General features: G+C 49.8%; 17 protein-coding genes and 9 pseudogenes. 11 read left to right on the forward strand and 15 right to left on the reverse strand.

Annotated elements, in window-relative coordinates:
- Positions 1 to 128: 128 nt before the first annotated feature.
- The 6 genes and pseudogenes from IBT47_RS27270 to IBT47_RS24605 all read right to left on the reverse strand — a co-directional run.
- Positions 129 to 221: a hypothetical protein gene (locus IBT47_RS27270; RefSeq protein ID WP_200563685.1), complete on the reverse strand. Its 93-nt coding sequence runs from the start codon at positions 219 to 221 to the stop codon at positions 129 to 131.
- A 541-nt stretch (positions 222 to 762) separates the two neighbouring features.
- Entirely contained in the window at positions 763 to 2,877 is a 2,115-nt protein-coding gene (locus IBT47_RS24585) for a peptidase domain-containing ABC transporter (protein WP_200563687.1), read from the reverse strand.
- Complete coding sequence (locus IBT47_RS24590) at positions 2,867 to 4,153, reverse strand: HlyD family secretion protein (protein ID WP_200563689.1); 1,287 nt, start codon at positions 4,151 to 4,153, stop codon at positions 2,867 to 2,869. Before IBT47_RS24590 ends, IBT47_RS24585 begins: the two co-directional genes overlap by 11 nt.
- Positions 4,154 to 4,235: 82 nt before the next feature.
- Complete coding sequence (locus tag IBT47_RS24595; RefSeq protein WP_200563691.1) at positions 4,236 to 4,490, reverse strand: hypothetical protein; 255 nt, start codon at positions 4,488 to 4,490, stop codon at positions 4,236 to 4,238.
- Positions 4,491 to 4,501: 11 nt separating this feature from the next.
- The gene (locus tag IBT47_RS24600; protein ID WP_200563693.1) at positions 4,502 to 5,251 is read right to left on the reverse strand and encodes a hypothetical protein; all 750 of its coding nucleotides are present in this window, start codon (positions 5,249 to 5,251) and stop codon (positions 4,502 to 4,504) included.
- 346 nt (positions 5,252 to 5,597) lie between these two features.
- A pseudogene (locus IBT47_RS24605) lies at positions 5,598 to 6,167 on the reverse strand (IS630 family transposase); the annotation flags it as partial.
- A gap of 282 nt (positions 6,168 to 6,449) precedes the next feature.
- Between IBT47_RS24605 and IBT47_RS24610 the strand changes: the two are divergent.
- Positions 6,450 to 6,620: pseudogene (locus tag IBT47_RS24610) on the forward strand (IS5/IS1182 family transposase); the annotation flags it as partial.
- 457 nt (positions 6,621 to 7,077) lie between these two features.
- Here IBT47_RS24610 and IBT47_RS24615 read toward each other — a convergent pair.
- The gene (locus IBT47_RS24615) at positions 7,078 to 7,506 is read right to left on the reverse strand and encodes a GNAT family N-acetyltransferase (protein ID WP_200563724.1); all 429 of its coding nucleotides are present in this window, start codon (positions 7,504 to 7,506) and stop codon (positions 7,078 to 7,080) included.
- 614 nt (positions 7,507 to 8,120) lie between these two features.
- On the opposite strand from IBT47_RS24615, the gene IBT47_RS24620 reads away from it, so the two are divergent.
- Positions 8,121 to 10,925 (forward strand): TrlF family AAA-like ATPase, encoded by a 2,805-nt coding sequence (locus tag IBT47_RS24620; RefSeq protein ID WP_200563695.1) that lies wholly within the window; start codon positions 8,121 to 8,123, stop codon positions 10,923 to 10,925.
- A 144-nt stretch (positions 10,926 to 11,069) separates the two neighbouring features.
- On the opposite strand, the gene IBT47_RS24625 is transcribed toward IBT47_RS24620, so the two are convergent.
- Both IBT47_RS24625 and IBT47_RS24630 read right to left on the reverse strand, forming a co-directional pair.
- Positions 11,070 to 12,098, reverse strand: coding sequence for an Abi family protein (locus tag IBT47_RS24625; RefSeq protein ID WP_200563697.1), 1,029 nt, complete (start codon positions 12,096 to 12,098; stop codon positions 11,070 to 11,072).
- 140 nt (positions 12,099 to 12,238) lie between these two features.
- The gene (locus tag IBT47_RS24630; protein WP_234472089.1) at positions 12,239 to 12,808 is read right to left on the reverse strand and encodes a hypothetical protein; all 570 of its coding nucleotides are present in this window, start codon (positions 12,806 to 12,808) and stop codon (positions 12,239 to 12,241) included.
- Positions 12,809 to 13,409: 601 nt separating this feature from the next.
- Between IBT47_RS24630 and IBT47_RS24635 the strand changes: the two genes are divergently transcribed.
- Complete coding sequence (locus IBT47_RS24635) at positions 13,410 to 13,715, forward strand: hypothetical protein (RefSeq protein ID WP_200547635.1); 306 nt, start codon at positions 13,410 to 13,412, stop codon at positions 13,713 to 13,715.
- A 31-nt stretch (positions 13,716 to 13,746) separates the two neighbouring features.
- On the opposite strand, the gene IBT47_RS24640 is transcribed toward IBT47_RS24635, so the two are convergent.
- Positions 13,747 to 13,932 carry a hypothetical protein gene (locus IBT47_RS24640; RefSeq protein WP_200563701.1) on the reverse strand — a complete coding sequence of 62 codons (186 nt, stop codon included), beginning with the start codon at positions 13,930 to 13,932 and terminating at the stop codon, positions 13,747 to 13,749.
- 127 nt (positions 13,933 to 14,059) lie between these two features.
- Between IBT47_RS24640 and IBT47_RS24645 the strand changes: the two genes are divergently transcribed.
- Positions 14,060 to 14,563: a GrpB family protein gene (locus tag IBT47_RS24645; RefSeq protein ID WP_200563703.1), complete on the forward strand. Its 504-nt coding sequence runs from the start codon at positions 14,060 to 14,062 to the stop codon at positions 14,561 to 14,563.
- Between the two features lie 720 nt (positions 14,564 to 15,283).
- Here IBT47_RS24645 and IBT47_RS24650 read toward each other — a convergent pair.
- Positions 15,284 to 15,762 (reverse strand): annotated as a pseudogene (locus IBT47_RS24650) (IS66 family transposase zinc-finger binding domain-containing protein); the annotation flags it as partial.
- Between IBT47_RS24650 and IBT47_RS24655 the strand changes: the two are divergent.
- A pseudogene (locus IBT47_RS24655) lies at positions 15,748 to 16,451 on the forward strand (transposase); the annotation flags it as partial. The pseudogenes IBT47_RS24650 and IBT47_RS24655 sit on opposite strands and share 15 nt — an antisense overlap.
- Here IBT47_RS24655 and IBT47_RS24660 read toward each other — a convergent pair.
- Positions 16,448 to 16,759 carry a hypothetical protein gene (locus tag IBT47_RS24660; RefSeq protein WP_200563705.1) on the reverse strand — a complete coding sequence of 104 codons (312 nt, stop codon included), beginning with the start codon at positions 16,757 to 16,759 and terminating at the stop codon, positions 16,448 to 16,450. The pseudogene IBT47_RS24655 and the gene IBT47_RS24660 sit on opposite strands and share 4 nt — an antisense overlap.
- A 140-nt stretch (positions 16,760 to 16,899) precedes the next feature.
- Here IBT47_RS24660 and IBT47_RS24665 point away from each other — a divergent pair, with 140 nt between their 5' ends.
- The 3 genes and pseudogenes from IBT47_RS24665 to IBT47_RS24675 all read left to right on the forward strand — a co-directional run bounded on the left by IBT47_RS24665 (position 16,900) and on the right by IBT47_RS24675 (position 18,507).
- Complete coding sequence (locus IBT47_RS24665) at positions 16,900 to 17,241, forward strand: DUF2913 family protein (protein WP_370569948.1); 342 nt, start codon at positions 16,900 to 16,902, stop codon at positions 17,239 to 17,241.
- Positions 17,145 to 17,453: pseudogene (locus IBT47_RS24670) on the forward strand (helix-turn-helix domain-containing protein); the annotation flags it as partial. The gene IBT47_RS24665 and the pseudogene IBT47_RS24670, both read left to right, overlap by 97 nt.
- A gap of 124 nt (positions 17,454 to 17,577) precedes the next feature.
- Positions 17,578 to 18,507, forward strand: a complete 930-nt coding sequence (locus IBT47_RS24675) for an Rpn family recombination-promoting nuclease/putative transposase (protein ID WP_200563706.1) — start codon at positions 17,578 to 17,580, stop codon at positions 18,505 to 18,507.
- Here the strand turns inward: IBT47_RS24675 and IBT47_RS27140 are convergent.
- A pseudogene (locus IBT47_RS27140) lies at positions 18,504 to 18,719 on the reverse strand (hypothetical protein); the annotation flags it as partial. The gene IBT47_RS24675 and the pseudogene IBT47_RS27140 overlap by 4 nt on opposite strands.
- 257 nt (positions 18,720 to 18,976) lie before the next feature.
- Between IBT47_RS27140 and IBT47_RS24680 the strand changes: the two are divergent.
- Positions 18,977 to 19,387 carry a cell envelope integrity protein TolA gene (locus IBT47_RS24680; RefSeq protein ID WP_200563707.1) on the forward strand — a complete coding sequence of 137 codons (411 nt, stop codon included), beginning with the start codon at positions 18,977 to 18,979 and terminating at the stop codon, positions 19,385 to 19,387.
- A gap of 157 nt (positions 19,388 to 19,544) precedes the next feature.
- On the opposite strand, the gene IBT47_RS24685 is transcribed toward IBT47_RS24680, so the two are convergent.
- Entirely contained in the window at positions 19,545 to 19,880 is a 336-nt protein-coding gene (locus IBT47_RS24685) for a hypothetical protein (protein WP_200563709.1), read from the reverse strand.
- Positions 19,881 to 19,947: 67 nt separating this feature from the next.
- Here IBT47_RS24685 and IBT47_RS24690 point away from each other — a divergent pair.
- A pseudogene (locus IBT47_RS24690) lies at positions 19,948 to 20,503 on the forward strand (Rpn family recombination-promoting nuclease/putative transposase); the annotation flags it as partial.
- Here IBT47_RS24690 and IBT47_RS24695 read toward each other — a convergent pair.
- Positions 20,500 to 20,826: pseudogene (locus tag IBT47_RS24695) on the reverse strand (hypothetical protein); the annotation flags it as partial. The pseudogenes IBT47_RS24690 and IBT47_RS24695 sit on opposite strands and share 4 nt — an antisense overlap.
- On the opposite strand from IBT47_RS24695, the pseudogene IBT47_RS24700 reads away from it, so the two are divergent.
- Positions 20,816 to 21,378: pseudogene (locus IBT47_RS24700) on the forward strand (DDE-type integrase/transposase/recombinase); the annotation flags it as partial. The pseudogenes IBT47_RS24695 and IBT47_RS24700 sit on opposite strands and share 11 nt — an antisense overlap.
- Between the last annotated feature and the right edge of the window lie 462 nt (positions 21,379 to 21,840).

Here is a 21,840-nt window from a genome sequence, read left to right on the forward strand (position 1 = left end):
TAACCTCGCCGGTCTGGACGACCTGCTGAAGCAGTCGGGCTGGCGTCGTGAGCCTGTGGCCGGTGACGACGGGCAGCTGCACCATCTGCTGGCCAGTCAGATGTGAGATTTCGTTCCAACAGGGTCTGTTACCAGTCTCCGTCACGGTAATCAAAAGAAATCTGGTAAAAATAATGGTCCGGTTCTTTCGGCCTGGAGAAAAAGGGCTGGAGTACCGCCACCCACTCAGGAAGGGGGTTTGAGGGCCAACCGCACGAAAACTTACGGTAAGAGGAAAACTATCGTCTGAAAAATCGATTCTTAGACAAGTCTGTCCGCTAAATGCCAATTATGTTTCGAGATATCAGCCGGTTACCTCACTAATGTACGTTTCCGTTCCATTTGACTTCAGACCCCGTATTTAAATTGTGTTCCACAGCACTACGACGTTGGTCACCAGCCCCATCAGAAAAGCGATTAAGGGGCCTAACTATGAACTATGAGGAAACTTCGAAGGCAAGCTGGCGGAGCGTATGGCCTAAAGCGTTTGACCACGACTTCCTGTTGCCTTTTCGTAGGTTATTTCTATAACCCGATGCTGCTGATGGCGGTGTCCACCACAGCAACGGCCGTCAGGACGCCCGCCAGAATTAGCCAACCCCAGCCCTTATGCTGGCGCAGAGCCAGCAGTATGGGCCGGAGAAACAGCTGATGGGGATAAAGGTCAGGACCAAAATCAGCATCAGCGTGATAATTTGCGTGTCGCGCACGGGCATACTCCTTTTATTCCGGCATGCTGGCAAGGTTAATGGATCGGTCGGCCGAGGCGATAGTGGAGGGCCGGTGGGCGATAATAATACGTGTGATGCTCAGACCGCTTATGGCTGCGTTTATCAGCGCCTCGTTATGTTCGTCCAGATGGCTGGTTGCCTCGTCCATGAACAGAATGCCGGGACGGCGATAGAGAGCGCGAACAATGAAAATACGCTGGCGCTGGCCGCCTGAGAGCCCCTCACCCAATTCGCCGGTCAGGGTGTCATAGCCCATCGGCAGGGCCATGATGTCGTCGTGAATATGGCCAAGGCGGGCGCAGGCGTGAAGCCACTCCTCGTCGGGGGTTTCGCTGAAGCCAGTCATGTTTTCACGTAATGACCCGGCAAACAGACGATCCTCCTGTAGTATGCAGGACACGGCGCGGCGGTAGTTGTTCACGCCTGCTTCGTGAATGTCTCTTCCTCCGGCCACTACGCACCCTTCATTCGGGGTAACAAGCCCGCACAGTACTTTCATCAGCGTGGTTTTTCCGCATCCTGAAGGGCCGGTAATGGCCACGCTTTCCCCGGCAGCCACCGTGAGATCAAGCCCCCTGAAAATGGCCGGCGACTGTTCGTCATGACGAAACATGAGCCCTTTTGCCTCCAGCGCGATGGCAACCCCCCGGGGGTACAGGTCTGCATTGGGGGGGGACGGCTCGGACTCCGTGTGGGCGATGTCCGCAATCCGCTCTCCGTGCAGGGAAAGCATGCCAAGACGCAGAAACATGTCAGTGAGCGACAGTGCCCGGGAGGTGAATATTTCCCGGAACACCCCGAAGGCCACAAACGCCCCAAGTGAGAGCTGATGGGTCATAACGGCCCCGATGCCAAGCCAGAGGATAACCACGTTGTCCAGCGCGCTTGTCAGACTGCTGACCGTGCTGAAAAGAATGTCAAAGCGCCGACGGCTGACGGCAGCGTTGGCGGCGTCTACCTCAAGCGTCAGCCAGTTCCGGCGGCGCTGTGATGCCAGGCCCTGTGCGCGCAGCGTGGCGATCCCCCACAGCGACTCGGTAAAGTGGGAGCCGGCCGCCGCATTTTTTATCAGTTGCTCCTCCGTCAGCTGGCGATAGCGCGGAAAGGCAACCACCCGCATTACCACGGCGATCAATACAAAGCCCGCCACCACACTGGACAGGAGCACGCCTCCGTAGGAAGTAAGCAGCACGCAAGAACCAAGCAGCATAATGCCGTCAATGACGCAGCCCGTGATGTCGTGGATAAACGTGTCGCGCAGCACGTCCAGCGAGCCGAAGCGTGACTGAATGTCGCCCGTACGACGCTGGGAAAACCATGGCAGGGGGAGTCCCAGAAGATGCCGGAACAGTCCGTCCTTCCACTGGACGTCGGTCAGCGTGTCAGTGACCATCACCGTCCATGCACGGATTAAGTTAAGTCCGGTCTGAAGCAGGATAAGTGCACCCAGAGACAGGCAGACCAGCTCAAGCAGCCCCCGGTCGGCGGCGGGAACTACGTGATCCAGGGCAATCTGCGTACCCACCGGCAACAGCAGACTGATGCCTTCAATCATCGCGGACAGACAGAAGACTTTGACCAGAGCAGGGCCGAAGCCACGGATACCACTCATCAGTTCGGCAGGTCTGACGCGGGTAGATTTTTTTTTCCGACTGAAGCTGCGGCCGGGCCACAGTTCCAGCGCAGCGCCGGTAAAGTTTTCCGATAAAGTTTGTCTGCTGACGCTTAGCCGCCCACGGGCCGGATCGTGGATCACGGCCCGGTCGCCCTTCAGCCTGACCAGCACCACAAAATGGCTGAAGTTCCAGTGCAGAACACAGGGCAGCCTGAGTTCAGAAAGCTCCTCAAGCTCCAGCGATAAAGCCCGTCCCGCCAGTCCCACATCTCCGGCTACGGTGTACAGGGTGCTCAGCGTGGCGCCACGCGACGAGATGCCACCGCGGCTGCGCAGGGCAAACAAATCTGCGTGGTGGCCGTGCCAGCCTGCCACCATCGCAATACAGGCCAGGCCGCATTCAGCGGCTTCAGTCTGCAGAATCAGGGGGACGCGTCGGAGAAGGGAGAAGTTGAGGCGGTGCAACGATAATTCAGGTTCTTCACTGCTCATCTACTGCCCCCTGCGTGCTGTCACGCATGTCGTACAGTGGTGCAAGCACCCACTGCCACAGTTTCCGTTTTTCAAGAAATAGCGTGCACTCAGCGCGCAGACCGTTTCCCGGAAGAAGGCGTTGACCCTGCCAGACGAACTGACTCACGTCAGGCGTGACGGTCAGCCGATACCAGGTCTCGGATGCGCCTGCATTTACTGCCGGAGCGCCGGACCAGGATGACCTCTCCTGCAGGGTGGCCGGGGCGGAAGATATCTGCGCGACCCGGCCAGGAAAATAGCCAAATTTTTCTGATGGAAAAGCATTATAGCGGATGTTGACAGGGGAACCTTTCCTGATAAACGGCACCGCACTGTCTGGTACCCACATGACCAGCTCCCAGCGGGGTGGTGCAGCGGGAATAACCTGTGCGACAGCGTCGCCGGCGTTGACAGCCTGTCCAGGGGTGAGGCTGGCGATATCCACCCTGCCGTCCACCGGTGAGGTTACCACGAGCGTTCCCGCGGCATCGTCAAGCGTATCCTGGCGAACCAGCTCGCTGCGCTGCATTTCCATGCGAAAAATGTCGTTATCAAATTCTGCGGCCCGCGTGCGGATATCGCCCGTCAGAGTCAGCACCTGCATAGCGTTCTGCTCACGCTGGCCGCTAAGCGTCAGAAGGTCGTTCTGTTGCTGATAATAAAGAGCTGCCTGCTGAGAGAGCTGGTCACGGTTAATAAGGCCCGCGCGCTGATAGCGACGATAGTTGTCCATGTTCTGCTTCATTTCCTTAAGCCCTTCTTCAGCCTTTTTCAGTATGTCAGTCGAGAGCGACAGTGCTGTCGCATAACTGGCTTTCTGCTGTTCCAGGGTTTCCAGCGTGACACGCCTGTTTTCATGCAGGTGGTTAATTATACCCTCGACGTTTTTTAACTGTGCCTGCGTATTTTGCCGCTGCTGGAAGCTGACCACGCCGGAGCGCGTGGTGTGGCTGACGTCAATTTCATAAAGAGTCTGCCCTTTTTTAACCTTGTCTCCAGCACTCACCAGACGGCTGATAATAAACCCCTGCCCTGGGGCTGTGACCCGGACAGGGCCGGGCAGGGAGGTCAACTCCCCGTTAACGGTAACCCGACGGGTATAACTGCCGATACTGAGAAACAGTGCAAGCACGGTAAAAAAGAGCGCGGTGAGGGCGATATGTACCCAGGCGGGAAGGCCGCGTGCCAGCAATGCCCGACCATTCCAGAGTCGTGACCGGTGACTGAGCGCCGTTTCACGATATAGGGAATCCATGATTATCCTGAGGAAATGAAAGTCAAGTCTTTGTTAGAATAAGGCGACCGCCATGGTCGCCCGGGGAGCAGATACTCTGTAATCAGCGGTTTTTACCACCACCCTTCTGACTGCTTTGCCCCCTGTTGCTGGAATTACTACTACTCCCTTTATTATTCCCTGAGGGAGAAGGGCTGGCATCGGGTGCGTTTACACTACATCCCACGTTAAAACTTCCCGAAGTGGAGGAGCCACCATGGCCATCTTTAGATGTGGAAAAAGAACCACCAAAAGAACAGCTGCCAATTGAAAATCCGCCTGCTACCACATCCATTTCATTTAAAGATAGTTCACGCATTATTAATTCTCCTAATTACAGTATTTTGCAAATATAACGTGCTTTTTTCTCATTGAAACAACCCACTGAGAAGCTGAGGTGGCATACTGGATATTTGTTATGCCAAACATTCCCAGATCTTCCGGAGTATAAGAAAACCATTTTTCCGGATACTTGTCTTTATAATCAGAATTAAGTTGTGGGCAAAAAGATAATTTTATGCTTACACCGATCATTAAATAGAAATCAGCATCCTCCTTTCTTAGTTTCTTAATCTGCTCAAGATTTAAAAAGTCATCTTTTGATATATTACCAGTGACAGTTAATTCACGGTCGGGGCCGTTTAGTCCACCATGCCACAGGAGATATGAATCATTACTCAGATACTTATATTTTCCTGCCGGAAAAATATAATTAGCACAGGCTGAAGCGCATACACTGCGAACATCGACATCCAGACTATGGTTGTAGATATAATTAGCTATTTTTAATGCATTCTCAGCATCGCCACCAGTGCTGCTTATAGAAATCATCTTGATTGGGTGCTGATTTACAAGTTTAAAGAAAACGAGATAGGATGTGTTTGTAATTTTTCCATTGTAATACAATGTGCCTTTCTTGATGTAAACTTCCGGCGGGTCCAGAAGAGCCTTTACATCGGGGATGTCTATCTCTTCATACGCCTCACATGACGTAGAGTTAAATATAAAGACAAGAGTAAATAATGAAGTTATTACGAAATACTTACAACAGAGTAAGTTAATGAATATTCCCTGTCTCATTTTATAACTCCTTTTATACACCCTGGTAAATCAGAACCTACGAGGGTGAATTGTTAAATGTATCAAGAGCAATAATAGGACCTCCCTTTCATTTGTAATGTAGTCCCCATGTAACGCAATTTTAAGTAAAAATATGTAAGCAAGTGTAAATTACATCAAATTATTTGAATTAAATATGGAGTCGTAGGTGATTCTACCAACTTAATATTTTATTTTATGATGGCGATTTTGAGAGCTCTGTAGCAACGTTAGTGGTGAGGCCGTCTTTCGTGTAACTAAACGATCTTATCTTTCAATGACTCTGCTCCCCTGACGCATCTCGCCTAAATAGCTGTGCCTAATACCGCTACACTTTTGCCAGCCCATGATTGCCTCCGGGGAATGGGCTGACGGTTTCCATAAAATGGCAAACTTTTTTCAACAGTTGCCACATTGAGCGGCACTGATGATTGCGCGTTATTGTGTCGTGAAGTGCCTGCCATAGCCGTTCCACATGATTCACCCATGGCGAGTAAACCGGCTGATAAATGACCCTGAACTTCGGGTTTTCCTTCAGCCAGCGCTATGTTCCACGGCTTTTGTGGATAATGTAGTTGTCCACAATCAGCGTGATAGTTTTCGCCCGACGGTACGTCGCTTTAAGCCGCTTCAGCAGGCTGATGAACAGCCCCTAACTTTTGCTGTTGCCGCCCACGTAGCTGACTTTGCACGTTCCGCAGTGCAGTGCTCCGGCCAGATAGTATTTTTCGTTCTGTCCCAGCGTCACCACGCGTTTTTGCTGCCCGCATAGTTGCCAGTCCGCACCGATTTTTGGATTAAGATGGATATCCACCTCATCTTCATAAAATACCGGATGCTCTGGGCTGCATTCGTCCAGTGCTTTGTGGATTGCCGCCATCTTTTCATCTTTATGGGGTCCGCTTGGAAAAATGAAATTATCCTACGCCAAGGCTATTTATTAACCAGTGCGGTATCGGTTACTACCTGAATTGCCGCTGCTGTGGCGTTTCTGCGTCCGAAATCGAGCGATTACGTACACCATGCCGCCGCTCTGTACGAAAGTAGGCAAAACCAGAAACGGACAGCCTGATAGTTCCGTACATCCCTTATGGTCAGGGGTTTACGCTCAATGGAACGAAATCACCCGTTAAGCTTGAAAAGCTTAACGTAGGATAATTTCCGAATTCCAGGCGGACCCCATAACCGTCGCTCGATAGCGGAAACGGCGATGTATCTGATAAAGCAGCTGTTCGGGGGGGCACTGACGCTGCGTGATTATGATGGGCAGGTGGCAGAGGCTCTGTCCATGGTTCGGGCGCTGAACAGAATGACAAAGGCAGGAATGCCAGAAAGCGTGCGCATTGCCTGAAAATCTTCCCTGCTACAGGGACACTCGCCCCGAATCTGATTTATTCAACAACGCCTCCCGTAACAGTAAAGCCGTAACCGACGCTTTGCCATTTTTACACGAACAGGCTGAATTTCTGCATTCAGGGAACAATCCTGCTTAATGTCTTCTTTTTATACTTCAACGGGCCGTTTCTTCTGCCTGTCCGCTGGCCAGATCCGAAAACCCCTGAAGCCGGATCTATGCTCTCAACCTGCCCGGCACTGCCGGGCAGACACCGACATGCGTCCAGTGCTACGGAGTAAGAAGAAGTGAAAGGAGGGAGACGGCAGGTATGTGTCAGAAGAGGATGTTGCCAGCTCTGCGCTGTATTGATTACCGGGGAACAGTTGAATGCAGGCAAAACCGTTCCTTGCTCATGTCTGTCTGAGCACCTTAATGAATGTGGCTTGCGTCAGAAAATATTTTTCACATGCATTTAAAGTCTTTTTTCTAAAAGAACACGATAATCAGCGGTCTGGCCTTTTTTTTCAAGATTGATAATGTGATAGTTATTTTTGATCAGTAGCCTCAGCATCCCGGGAAAGCTGTTTCGCGTTTTTACCTGGAGCCTGCAATACCCTTTAACACGCGCCCATTCCTCTTGGGCAATCAGCAATTTTTGCGCGACGCCACTTTGCCTGTAGGCAGGCAAAACTCCGCCCAGCCAGCTATATAGCAACTCATCGTCTATCGCATAACCCAGCTTAAAACCTGCCGGTTTTCCCTCGCTGTAGGCAATCAAGGCTATTTTTTCTCGCAGAGAGATACGCTGAAGTAGTTCGGCTGTATGAATTGGCTTATCAAACTCAGGGATGGATTGATAAATAGGCATGATCTCTTCGAGTGAGGTTGTAGAAATAGTCAATTCAGGCACAGATCTATCCTTTAACGATTGATATTTTATGATGTGACAAACTACCGGGTTAATCCAGGCTCATCTTGAACATTCTCGACCAGAATGATTATGTCCGCTTTCGCTCAAAGCAGAAAATCCATGCTGTGAATACTCAAAGTACGCGCTGCACCGGGCGGGTGCCGGGCGATCGGTGAGCATTAAAATTCCCGCACGCGCGCCTGGGACGCTTTCGGCTGAAATAACGCCTGCATGCTCAAATCCGCCCTTCTGACTCAGTTCCTGCTCACAGACTTCTTTGTTAAAACCCGCAGATCCAAAAAAAGGTAAATTCGGATCTCTGGGTGAGCCGATATGGTGAAAATAAGTTTGCTGTAGTGGGTAAGAATTTCCGTGAGAAGGGGAAAGGGTCTCAGTCCCGTCAGCATAGTTCCGTATGCCACCAGAACCGCAATGGCAGAAAGCATCTGATAAGCACGTTCGTTTATAGAGAAGCTGGATGCAAGTAGTCACGTTTATGCGCTTGTAAAGGCTTGCGGTAACTATTAGGTTATGTTCTGTACTGACATCCCGGGTGCGTAAACGCAGATATCAATTTTTGATAGACATGTTAAAAGGAGGTAACAGTGAAGCTATTCCCGAATGGCTCTGAATGGCGTAAATGGGATCTGCATGTTCATACCCCTTCGTCATCACTTGAGAATCAGTATCGGAATGACTGGGAAGCTTATCTTTCTGCAATTGAAGCGTTTGGCGACGAGATCGCTGTCATGGGGGCGACCGACTACTGCACTATCTCCGGGTATGAGAAGCTGCTCGCATACCGTGCGCAGGGCCGGATAGCCAACATTGAGGCCGTTTTTCCCAATATAGAATTTCGCATCACACCTGAAACGCAAAAAGATAAGGGTGTGAATATTCATCTTATTGTCAATCCGGCGGATGCAGGTCACGTTGACAAAATAAAACACGCGCTGGGCCGGCTTCACTTCCGTTACTGCGGGCAGAACTATTCCTGCAGCGATCAGCAGCTGACTGAACTGGGGATTGCGGTAGCAGGGTTGTCCTCTCCCGAGAAAAATCTGCGCGACGGCATTAACCAGTTCAAACCTTCTTTTGACGTCTTTGAAGACTGGCTGAGGAGTGAAACCTGGCTGCGGAACAACGTTATTGTCATTGCATCTAACAGCTCAGGCGACGGAATCTCCGGGCTCCGCGACAATGGTCTTCTTGCTGTCCGGCAGAACATCTATCGCCTAGTTGATGCGATTTTTTCTGGTAACCCGCAGGATTGTGAGTACTTTCAGGGACGCGGCAGCGACAGCAGGGCTGAAGTCATCAGTAAATACGGCAAGCTACTCCCCTGCCTTCACGGTTCGGATGCACATGGACTGACTAAAATTTTTCGTCCCGACGGGGATCGTTTTTGCTGGATTAAAGCCGATCCTACTTTTGCGGGATTAAAACAGGTACTGTACGATCACACTCGCGTCAGGATCCAAAAAACGTCCCCCCATACAAAAACGCCTTATCAATATATTAAACACGTCTGCTTTACGGATCGCAGTGGCCATGCACTTTTTTCAGACCAGCCTGTAAACTTCAGTCCCGACCTGAATGCAATCATAGGCGGAAAGTCTTCAGGCAAATCTCTGCTGCTTTACCACATGGCATGCGCCATTAACGCTGATGAGGTTAGCGAGAAAATCAGGATCTCAGGACAAGCCGCCTATGACGACTTTAGCAATCTCAATGTTGAAGTCACATGGGGAAACGGTGAAGTTAGTTCATTACATGGTGACGACTGTCGGCCTGTGACCTACATTCCGCAGCTCTATATCAATCACCTTGCCGAACGTAGCGGTCAGCTTCAGCTAAATCAGCTGGTCGAGGAAATTCTTTATCAGAATAATAATTTCAAGGCTTTCGCGGTTGAGAATACCGCACAGCGGGAAGCGACTATTCGGATCATAAAAACCAGGATTGATTATCTTACCGAGCTGCGCAAAAAATACAGCGAATGCGGTAAGGAAATGGAGAAGTACGGCACGGAAAAGGCTGTAAGTGATGAAATCCGGCGGCAGGAGGAGAAGATAGCTCAACTGAGGAAGCAGGCATCGTTTACACCGGATGAAGAAAAGCAGTATATGGCACTCAGACTGCGCACGGACAACCTTCAATCCCGTCGGCGCGCGATAGAAGATCTTACTGATGCCAGCAGAAGCCTTAAAGAAAGCCTTTATCGGCATGCCGGTAGCACGATACAAAGCCTTACCGACCAACTCAGGCTGGATATTCCGCTGCCTGAGAATTCCTCTTTTTTGGAGAAAAACCTTCGTCAGCTGGAGGCCAGTCTTTCAACTGCTGTCAGTGACTTCATTGGTCGTCACGAGGCCCGTTTTGGCTGCATCCCCGCAAGGCTGAGGCGGATTGATACCGAAAGCGCAGCCAAAAGGGAAACGCTGCTTCCCCTGTCAGTAAAAATTACCGATCAGGAAACGCTCAAAGCATCCATGGCTGCGCTTGAAAAGGAAAGAGAAAAACTCAGACAGCTACAACAGCTCTCTGAACGCCGTCGGTCCATTTTACAGGAAGGTAATGATACAAAAAGCCAGCTCCAGACCGAGTATGCGCGCCTTACTGACCTTTACCAGGCTTACGTGGACGAACTAAGCAAGCCTGAATACCACCCTGAAGGCGAAATTAGCGTAGTTGCTCGCATATCCTTCAATGCTGAGAAGTTTGATCGCTTCACCGGCTGCTTTGACCGGCGAGGGAACATGAACCTCCTGCTCGGCGATCTGGCCAGCCCGAAAGGCGGCTACACATTTTCCGCTGATAGCTATGCGGATACGATCGCAGGCATCTATGACCGCTACAGAAGCGGCGGGGTTGCTCCCGCTCTTCGTAAGGGCATTGAGGATTCCGATATTCTGAGTTATCTCTATGATGACTGCTACCTGATTGATTTTTCTGTCCGTTACCGCAACGACGATATCGTGCAGATGTCGCCAGGCAAACGGGGTCTGGTGCTGCTTAACCTGATCCTTCACCTGAGCAATTCGCGACACCCTATCCTTATTGATCAGCCTGAAGACAATCTCGATAACCGGACGATTTATTCCCAGCTCAATGATTTCGTCAGGCAGCGCAAGGCGGACCGGCAGATTATTATGGTGACGCACAATGCCAACCTCGTCGTGGGAACGGATGCTGAATGCGTGATCGTATCTAACCAGAGTGGGCAGCGCTCGGGCATTGAGAACAGTGAATTCCGGTTTGAATATTATACCGGCTCACTGGAATGCTCGTTCACTTCACACGACGATTCCGGCCGTCTGCATACCCGGGGTATCAGAGAACATGTTTGTGAAATTCTGGAAGGCGGGATCCAGGCCTTTAAGGAAAGGGAACGCAAGTACGGCCTTTAGACTAAAACAACGCTTCAGTTCTTGCCGTACGCTGAGCATCGGCAAGAACTGACCATATTTCTGCTCTTCTATTATCATCCTGATCCGAACCTCAATAACCCGGAAGGTATCCGGGTCAAAAAGGGCCAGTAAAGATATGGGAACCTAGAGAATGGCGATGGAATTATCATTGCCGATGGTAAGTACCGTCTGACCCTCCTTCACAATCCGGATGAACTCATTTTTTTCGAGGATCCTGATTAACCTGCTGATACCTTTACCACCACGTGAAACCTTAATCTGCGCCTTAATTTTTTCCGGGGCGATGTAGCTGTTCAGTCCGTCTACCGAGCACAGGGCATAGAAACGCAGATTCCCTGAATGACTCAGGAAATTAGCCTTCCGGTCGGGACTCATCCAGCCTATCATTTCCAGAATGTCATCATAGTGTTTCCTCAGAAGACTGCAGCTGGCTTGCGTACCGTATACTGGTTTGGAGTAATCCGTCTTCCCGGTAACTGGATCGCGTTGGTGAAATTTCCACACAGCTTCATGGTGCGACAGCCGGTTTCTCAGTTCTTTTATCTGAAAGAACGCTTTACAAATATCTGTCCGAGTAAAACCTGCGGGGGCGTTCGGGAACACATGCGAAGTCAGGGCCGGCCAGAGTAATCGATCGCTCTGGTTATCTTCATACATGTCTGTCAGCAGCGTGGTCCAGAACCCAAACGTCAGACCTGAGATAATCCGGTCTGGCGTTGGTTTTTTACCTTCCTTACTAATCTGGGACTTAGCCATGGCTACCTGGTTTTCTTCTGACAGTGTTCGCGCCAGGAGCCTGTTACCCCATCTGTCCACTTTATAGCCTGCAGCATCCTGACGATCTCGTGGCGTCCTGGCTCGCTGGTAACGTTCAGCCGGATTAATACGGGTATCCCCCATGTATTTAGGGAGACTGGTAACCCAGTTTGCGTTTGTGTCCCACAGGCCTTTCGCCCCGGCAGGCGGGAAAGACTGTATAGCGGTATTCAACGCATTACGGAGCGTGACTTCAAGGCACTGCATGGCAGGGAGTAGAGCCCCTGCCAGCGCCTTATTCCAGTGATATGCAGCCATGACCTGAGAGGGTTTGATCTTCAGATTCTTTTTATATATATCCAGCCTTTCTGTCGTTATGTAGCGTTGTGCTGTCATTGTTCTTTCCCAGAAAACGTTTGACATACGTGGTATATGTCTGGCCTAATAGTCACATCAAGGCGGAGTCGCCTCCTCTGGAGGTCTCTCGCGGAAAAAGTAGTCTGGAAAAGCCATCCTTCGGGATGGCTTTTCTCGTTTCAGAGTCCGGTTATTGGCAATAGGGATTTCGCGATTCTGATCTCATTAATCTCCTTGTAATACTCCTCCTGCCCGATAATAAACCATAGAGAAGTATAGAACTGGGCGATGGTCAGTCCGTCCCGTCCGGCCACTTCACAGAACAGAGCCATTATCATCGAAATTCCTTTAGGTAGAAACGGGATCATTCCGTAACGAAGTTGTCGTGCACGAAGCTCGAGATAAGGAATATTATTCATCATTATACGCTTGAGATCGTCTTCATTATTAAGTTCGAGGATACGACAGTATTCCCGGTTATAGATTGGGACAAGATCGCTTTCAAAGCTCTGCGACGTGATCTCCCGTTCAGTCAGTCGGGCAACCTCCTTGTCCATCAAGGCAACCAGTTCGCTGGTACGCACAAAATTTCCCAACAGATCGCCGAATGTGGCTGTCAGTAACTCAAGCACAAGATCGTTCTTGGATTTACCTGTCAGTCGGGCCTGTTCTGTAATAGCAGCATCGACATCAGCAGGTATTTTTCGAAGCGTCATCACCCGATTTGTTTCTTCCTGGCATTTATCCATTATCTTCCCCATCATCGCAACCATAACTAACATTAGAAATGAACTGGTATCCTTTATCTCACACAAAGACAATTGAATTCAATTAATGTAGTTTGGCATCAATTCATAATTATGATGCACAATATCATTGTGTGACATTTCCTGATTAGTTCTGTTTTCAGCTCAGATCCGATTTCTGGTGAACCCGGATCATCATCTAAATCCGGCCAAGCTGGAAACGATTAGCCTGCACAGATGAATACAACATGCCGGGATTTGGGAAGGATGTGTAAGGGTGAACGGCAAGTATGTGCCAAAAGCGGACGTTTCCAGCATCTGCGAGCACTAATCGGTGTAAAGTAAATCTCACCGCATAATAATTCAGATGCACCGTTATCTTCATGGCCGTATTTCAGGATTCTGGCCGGAAAAAGTTGCCGGAAACGACCCTCTGGCCACAGGATCGCACTGAGTGACTCTCAGGCGGTGCCGGAAAGTAGTCTTATGTTAAATTTTGACGTTTGAGAACCGTTCATCCGGCCGATATAAATCTTTTGCTAGTGTATCTTTCGGGGTCGAACTAAAAGGTACAAAGATCGAATTTTCGAATTGGGAGATACATATGCGTAAATATTTTCTGGCCTGTTTTTTTGCTCTGTGCACTTTTTCTGTGAGTGCCGGGCATGGAGGGGCTGGCGGTAAAGGTGGAGCCGCCGGTGATATGGGTAGGCAAGGTACAGACGGTGCTGATGGCGGAAATGGTTCGGATGGCGGCAGCGCGAGCAACACCCCCGGCAGGCCTGGTTGTCCGGGCGGAACAGACCCTGATTCTACTGGTAAATTTTATCTTCCGGGAACGAAACAGCAATGTAATCCGGGCAGGCAGGACTCGATGAAAAAACATCAGCCTGTGGTTGTCGGCGTCTGATTCGCAACAGAGAGGTTATGGTAAAAAGAACTTAAACCTCTATTGCCAGTAGGATGGCTACTTTCTTTCCTGTCGTCCCTGTTATCTTGCCGACAACACGGTAGTTCTTACCGTTATGCCTCTTTCCGTCACCGGTGTTATAAGTCTCTGTGTCTACGATTGTAACTATGGTTTTTTTTCTATTTAGATCGTAAAAATGCCATTCATGGTTATACATAAAATATCTCCTTATGTTGTTGTTATATTTAATTATATTATATCACATAAAGCGGATTTTGTCCCAATTTTCAGTTATGAAAATTAGAACTCTTATGTTAAATAATTAGGACAAGGAGGATGTGTTTATGCGGAAAATTATTGTTGTGCCATACGATGATAAATGGCCTGAGATGTTTGAAGCTGAAAGTTTACTGATAAAGAAATTGCTTGATGGAATGGCTAAAGATGTCCATCACATTGGTAGCACGTCAGTTCCTGGTCTCTCAGCAAAGCCCGTAATCGACATGCTGCTTGAAGTTTCTGACATCAATGAACTGGATACGTACAATTCATTGATGGCTCGCGCCGGGTATGTTGCTCGTGGTGAGAACGGGATTCCAGGGCGTAGATATTTCATTAAGGGCGGTGATCAGCGTAGTCATCAAGTGCATGCGTTTGCAGTCGGAGATTCGCAGATATTAAAGCATCTTGCTTTCCGTGATTATCTTCGACGAAACAAGGACATTGCAGGGAAGTATGCTGAGATAAAACACTCAGCAGCATTGCTTAGCAGGAACGATGTTCATCGCTATAGCACCCTAAAATCAGACTTCATAGAGCATCATCTGCAACTGGCGCTGGCTGTCTGAAACGATAGTGATTGAGTTCGTTGCCGGGGTGTTATGTCTAATGTGGCAGAACCTCCCGGTCGCCATCATTTTAATGTCCGCTTCTCGCTCAAAGCGGACATGCAGCCCTGCTGGGAACACGAATAGAGCGTGCTGCACCGGGCGGGTGCCGGGCGATCGGTGAGCATTAAAATTCCCGCACGCGCGCCCGGGACGCTTTCGGCTGAAATAACGCCTGCATGCTCAAATCCGCCCTTCTGACTCAGTTCCTGCTCACAGACTTCTTTGTTAAAACCCGCAGATCCGAAAAAAGGTAGAAGCGGATCTTCCCCTCCCGGCGGCGGTTTTCTGCGCGCAACACTGTATGTAGTGGTTCTGTCAGCTGCTTCAGGCACCATATGTAGTGTCAGGCCTGCCGGTGCGGGCTGCCTGCCGGGGCTTTGCTGTGCCCTGACAGCGTGGTACGCTTCCGGAAACCGGTAAATCAGGCAGAAGTCGGATCATGCCAGAACGACGAAACGGTAATTGCACGGGTGATTGTTTTTCAGGGTGACCATTTTCGTGCTGGTTATCACTCAGCGGTCATTTCTGTCCCTGCCGCCGGTTATACAGTTTTTATCCCCCGTTTCTGTGGATAACGCAGACACGATCCGGAAATGTCATCACAGCAGAGGAAGCAGATCAGGGCATCAACACCGTACAGCTGAGCGCAACGCCCTGGCGTTCGTATATTTTTGACTAACGGTTCAGCGGCGTATGTTCCGTGTACTTCGACGTCAGTACCCGCGCCAGTAGCCTCGGACCCGCGATGCCGCGCTCAATAAGCCGCAACAGTACAGGGGCCTGCACGATGCGGTCGCACTATTTACAGGCGTGTTTTTCCCGTACGGTGCGGATAGTCCGGAACGCACTGCGCATCAGTTCCAGCAGCTCTGCCGCGCCTCGCCCTGGTAAGACAACGCGCCGCCGCAGCCGGAGCAGCAGACCCCAACAGGCTTCAGGGTGTTTTCATCGCGCGACAGGAATCCAGGGAACGGTTTGCGCATGCGGGGTGGGCGCGGCACCGGCGGATAGTCCACCCGACCGGTGCGCTCATCGCTCTCTTTCTACATGGCGCTGAGCTGCGTTTCTAATTGCGCGATGCGTTTTGCCACCTTTTCAGAGCGGCTGCCGAAGTTCATGCGACGCAGCTTTTCCAGCCATGCCTGCAGGTAACAGATGGTCGCTGCGCAGAGAGTCTAGCCTATTATCTTCGCACGTTAACCGATGCTCAGTTGTTGACCGTCAAAATACTCTCAATGGACATGAATGCAGGCTACATAAGAGCAGTGCGTATTCACTTACCTATGCGGTTGAGAAAATCACCTTTGGCCGCTTCCATGTAGCAAAGCAACTGGGCAATGTGGTGGATAAAACCCGCTAGAATGGACATCCTGACCTCCCTGCTGAAAGTCGTCGTCATGCAAATGAGAACCGTTTCCACGGGTTGTACAGCGATAAGTGAATGACCGAAACCAGGCAAGAAAAACTGATACGGCTGCGTGCATAGATGAAGCTAACGAGCCAGTGCTGGGCGTGAAAGAGCTGGCAAAAGATATCTGTAACAGACCATGGAGCGAGGAAAGACGGAATGACTGGCAGATTTGGCTGGCGCTGGCCGATAACAGTGATGTATCCATGATGAAAAACGCGGCTAAAAAATCAGGGAAAGGGCTGTACGTTATTCTGAACGCCATGCGTCACAGTGTATCAAGCGGGAATGCGGAGGCTCTCAACAGTAAAATCATGTTGCTGAGAATAAAAGCTGGGATACTGGAACATGGAGTGCTTCAAACTCGGTGTAATGTTCCATTACAGGAAGCTAAACATGACATTTAAGCAGCCTAAATACGACTGCTTATTAAATTAAAGGCGATGAACGACTTGAACTTCATGTTGAAAAACATAAGGATCAGACAATAAAAAGTATTTTTCATCTTCGGGGTAAGTCACAGCAACGTGGTAATCATCACCTGCAAAGGCCTTGATTGAGTCCAGGTCAGCCCAGTAGGTTGCCAGGAAAAAGTGTTCCCAGTTTCCCTGTCGCTCCTGTTTAACGAACGCGCCAAGATTCCCTTTAATTCCCTGAGAATGCTTGACCCCAGTTAACTGGAGATGAGCAGCAAAACCCTCAGCGTGCTCTGAAGGCACGCAACCATGCCATGTTCTTACAATCATTTTTCGGCTCCATTCATTTTTGAAAAGTTACAATAACCAAATGACGCGTCAGGTGGAAGTGCTTATAAGTTTCCCGCCACGATTAGGGAAAACCCCCACAATTACAGCCAGGTACTCCGGATAACTGAAAGGACGAACAACTGGATAACAGGAACCTCAACGTCAGCCACTTTGCCTGGTGCGGACTTGTTGCACTTCAGAACGCCCGGAAGGACGGGCAGGTCAGCTCACCGGCGCAGGAGAACCTGTTGCTGGTCCGGTGGCTGGCACTGGCCAAAAAACAGCGGCGTTTTCAGCGTGAATTCGCAGAGGATATTTGCTGGCTTCTCAGAACGGGAAGAAACAGGGGCGTACATGCCGACCTGCCGGGCAAGCTGAACTGTCCTGCCTCGCGCTGGGTGGTTTGGACCTCAACAGCGCGGCCGGCAAGATTATCATGCAGGTCATTTCTGCAGTTGCCGAATTCGAAAAGGACCTGCTGATAGAGCGCACATATTCCGGGCTTGCAAGCGCCAGAACAGCAGGAAAACGGGTTGGACGGCCACCGGCACTGAACCAGGAACAGCGGCAGGCAGCGCTTGGACACCTGAGAGCGGGTGCCAGTATCAGCGCCATTGCCCGCGAGTTTAGTACCTCACGACAAACCATCATGCGCCTGCGTGACGATGCAGTCAGACCGGAGTTATCAGAATAAAGGAGAGGGGACCGAACAACCCCGGCACACTCCCCCCTGGAAGAATGGCCATTCCGTTAACCGCCAATGTTAGCTTTTTCCGGGCTGTGATAACATCTTAGGGTCATTTTTCAGAGCCAGGCTGATGAAGAAGAAAAGCAGCACACCCACTCCCCACGATGCCACATTCAGGCAGTTTCTGACGCAACCTGATATTGCACGTGATTTCATGGAAATTCACCTGCCTGCAGAGCTGCGTGCAGTCTGCGATCTCAGCACGCTGAAACTGGAATCAGGCTCGTTCGTTGAAGATGATCTCCGCCAGTATTTCAGCGACGTCCTCTACAGCCTTAAAACTACAGCCGGCGACGGATATATTCATGTTCTGGTCGAACACCAGTCAACGCCGGACAAACATATGGCTTTCCGCCTCATACGCTATGCGGTAGCCGCCATGCAGCGCCACCTGGAGGCAGGGCATAAAAAACTGCCACTGGTGATACCGGTGCTGTTCTATACCGGTAAGCGCAGCCCGTATCCGTACTCTACCCGCTGGCTGGATGAATTTGACGATACGGCGCTGGCAGGTAAACTCTACAGCAGTGCTTTCCCGCTAGTAGACGTTACGGTCATTCCGGATGATGAAATCGCCGGGCATCGCAGTATGGCTGCCCTGACCCTGCTGCAGAAACATATTCATCAGCGGGACCTGGCAGAACTGGTTGATCGGCTGGCACCCATTTTGCTTGCCGGCTATCTGTCTTCATCGCAGGTAATATCGCTGGTACACTATATAGTACAGGCAGGCGAAACATCCGACGCCGAAGCCTTTGTACGCGAACTGGCACAGCGTGTGCCGCAACACGGAGACGCACTTATGACCATCGCACAACAGCTCGAACAGAAGGGCATCGAGAAAGGGATTCAGCTCGGTGAGCAACGCGGTATTGAAAAAGGCCGCAATGAAGGCAAGCTGGAAGTTGCCCGTACCATGCTGGAAAACGGCATCGACCGCAATACCGTCATGAAAATGACAGGTCTGTCTGAAGACGACCTGGCGCAGATCCGCCACTAATCCTTTCCTGAGACTCCCTGTCTGGCCATCAGTAAATACTGGTGGGGCAGGGAAGCATCACTCTCAGGTTCGGCCTGCCAGCCGCAGCTATTAAACAGTTTCACCACGCCTTCCACACTCCCCGTCAGTTGAGCTATCAATGGGTTAACCTGATGGTCATTATCGTCAAAAGCGGCATCAAGGTTAGAGCGCGAAAGATAAACTCCGTTTAGGGGGTTGAGGGCCAACCGTACGGAAACGTACGATAAGAAGAAAATTATCTTTTGAAAAATCGATTAGTAGACAATTCCGTCCGTTAAGCGCCCATTTCGATTAAAAAGACACCGTTTTGAGGGGGGGGGTCTAAAAAAGCATCGTTTTGAATACATTTTTCAACGTCCATTATTTTTGGATTCGTCATAAAGTTATGCCACTAACGTACGTTTTCGATCCATTGGACTTCAGATCCAGTTAAAAGGTACTTTAAATTATGAGTTGGCTGAATATCTTCAAAATTAAATTCATTTTGGTGGTGATTGTAGGATTTTTTGTAACGGGTTGCTCACCACTTCATCCAACCGGATGCCACAAAACGTACGCAACCGGCAGTTGCAGTTCGGGCCGCTGGGACGATCAGGATGAATGGGGAGAAAAGGCAAGGGAAATCAGGGATGCAGTAAATGCCAATCTTGCCAGTCCAGCAAGGTGGAAAAGGAAAGAATGCAGGTTACACATTCATTTTGCAGAAAATGGTACAGTTATTAAAGCTTATACAACCAGTGGAAATAAAGAATACTGTGAAGCTTTACTGTCAGCGGTAAGCAAAACTAAATTCAGTAAATTTACGAACCCTGTAATTTACCATGATTTCCGCCGGTTACATTTGAGTATGCAAGGTTAGTAAAAACTGATTTAAATGGTATTTTTATTTAAAGTGGCCAGCTGTTTATGGCCACTTTATGACATTTAAAAAATCTATTGCCTGCCAACAGCATTTTTAAGTTTTTAAGTTATTTTTATCCAAAACTCCTGGTTTTTGTATGCTTCGAAGTTGGAGACTACAAAATCAACATTACAGTTGGTTTTGTAGTAGTTAAATACTTGGATTGTTCTGTCTCTGACTGCATTATCTGAAAATTATCCCTAACCCACGATTTATCCTTTTCCTGCCTTTCCCGGATTAATTTCTTAAGCATAGGAACTACAAGGGAGTCTAAAACTTTATGACCGATAGTGAAAATATATGCATTATCTGGGGTTACTCCCAACCGGCATAGTGTATCAGTATGTTCAGTATATTCATCATCAGCTTCCTCTATGTGATATGCGTTTTCTGTACAGAATGCCTCTACTTTGCTCCTGACTTCGGCGATAGCATCTTCATTAACTTTCATATCTGCATTAACCAGGCTGGTACCATCGGGAATTTTAATAACCGGAATGAAAGTGTCCTCACGGAAATTGTTCTATACGGGTAAGCGCAGCCCTTATCCGTACTCCACCCGATGGCTGGATGAGTTTGACGCTCCGGCGCTGGCAGGCAAACTCTACAGCAACGCTTTCCCGCTGGTAGACGTTACTGTCATTCCGGATGATGAAATTGCTGGCCATCGCAGTATGGCCGCCCTGACGTTATTGCAGAAACACATTCATCAGCGGGACCTGACAGAACTGGTAGACCTGCTGGCGCCCATTTTGCTGGCGGGATATCTGTCTTCATCACAGGTCACACTATATATTACAGGCAGGCGAAACTGCGGACGCCGAAGCTTTTGTACGCGAACTGGCACAGCGTGTGCCGCCACACGGAGACGCTCTCATGACCATCGCTCAACAACTTGAACAGAAAGGTATCGAGAAGGGCAGAGCTGAAGGTCTGCAGCTCGGTGAACAACGCGGTATTGAAAAAGGTAAGCTCGAAGTTGCCCGTACCATGCTGGAAAACGGCATCGACCACAATACCGTCATGAAAATGACAGGTCTGTCTGAAAACGACCTGTCACAGATCCGCCACTAATCACCCTTTCCTGGCTCTCCCTGTCTGGCCATCAACGAATACCGGTAGGGCAGCGAGGTACCAGATTCAGGCTCTACCTGCCAGTCACAGCGATTAAAAAGCTTCATCACTCCTGCTACATTCCCCGTCAGACGCGCTGTCAGCGGATTTATCTGTCGGCCACTGTCGTCAAAAGCAACATTGAGGCAACCCCGTGAGAGATAAATTCCGTTTACGCCCGAACTGAATGCCACAGCATTGCGGCCGGAGCATTACCTATCGCTCAGCAGACGGTAGTTCCACTGCATGTCTTCCGCGGTTTCCAGAGCATAGGTTAGCCGGAAAGAAGGAGCCGCCGGTGACCAGGTGAGACGTGTGTTCATGGTAGAACGACCAGAACAGTTGTGAGTAGCTGATTTTACTTACGTCAGCACCTGACAGGGCTTCGCTTACGTGGTGTTCATCATCACTGTGTTGCCGGCCGGAGCGTAGACTGGCGGGGCTCATCGTCGATGGAAACAGCGTTCGTGCTGGATGCGCTGGAGCAGGCGTTGTGGTCCCGTCGCCCCAGCGGCACCATCCACCACTCAGGTAAAGGCTCTCAATATGTTTCCCTGGCGTACAAACAGCGGCTTAAGTATGCAGAGTTGTTGGCGTCCATAGGCAGTACAGACTCATACGACAATGCAATGGCAGAGAGCATCAGCGGGCTTTACAAAGCATAGGTGATACATCGTCAGCGCTGGAAAATCCGGTCGGAAGTGGAGCTTGCTACTGTGACGTGGGTGAAATGGTACAATAACCGCCGATTGCTGGAAATGCTGGGACATATCCCGCCGGCAGAAGCAGAGCACGCATATTATGCTTTCATCGGGTACCGGGTTCTGACAGCCTGAGTTCCCAGACAAAAAACTCGGCAGGAAAACCTGGGCGGTTTATATTGCGTATTGATTTTCGCGATGGGCATGCCTTCGTCAATCCAGGAGAAATTTCATAAATATCTGTCAAAAAAAATCTGAATTCTTCTCTGTTTTAATCGGCGAATTTAAATTTTTTTCATCCTAACCTTCTTTCAGTACGTGATCCCACCAGTAATATATTCTACCAAACAGAAATAAGCTGCAGCAGGACCGTTCGGGTCTGGCAAAGATATGAGGTGATTTCGGGATATTCCTTCCTGTAATCCCCACCGGCGCCGGAGGGCATCAATACTGTCGAACTCGGGTTCTGGCGCCACATTTTGCAGCAGAGTGTTTTTAGCAAGAAGGTTGCCGGACTGTGGGTAAGGAAGGTTGGAAAGTAATTTCTGGTTTTTACTGTTAGATATTATTAACTCTAATCCCATAATATTGTTATAG

It is taken from the genome of Erwinia sp. S43, assembly GCF_016624745.1.
Taxonomy (GTDB): domain Bacteria; phylum Pseudomonadota; class Gammaproteobacteria; order Enterobacterales; family Enterobacteriaceae; genus Erwinia; species Erwinia coffeiphila.